Source organism: Vibrio sp. 10N.222.52.B7 (assembly GCF_041474275.1).
GTDB lineage: Bacteria > Pseudomonadota > Gammaproteobacteria > Enterobacterales > Vibrionaceae > Vibrio > Vibrio crassostreae_C.
Window position 1 is genome coordinate 1 of record NZ_JBFRTU010000629.1, and the last position, 247, is coordinate 247.

Consider the following 247-nt stretch of genomic DNA (forward strand, 5'->3'; position numbering starts at 1 on the left):
ATCTGCTTTATCCTAGAACTCTTAATACCTTTAGTTTTATTGGGAGTTTCATCCTCTTCCTCTTCATCTCTAGTTAAAGATTGAACGAACTCTCCATCTTCTCCTTCCTCTTCCTCATCTTCTGAAGGCAACATATTTTTACTATTTTGATAATTCTCTCCTACCACAGCTTCAGATAACTTTAGGTCCAGCTCTTCTAAACTAATGAGAATTTCACCGACCCTAGCAACATCACTCTCACCGGGAT

General features: G+C 38.5%; 1 protein-coding gene. It reads right to left on the reverse strand.

Going from position 1 to position 247, the window contains the following annotated elements; translation table 11 throughout:
- The coding region (locus AB4512_RS24540; RefSeq protein ID WP_372176084.1) for a hypothetical protein at positions 1-247 on the reverse strand (247 nt) is incomplete at both ends.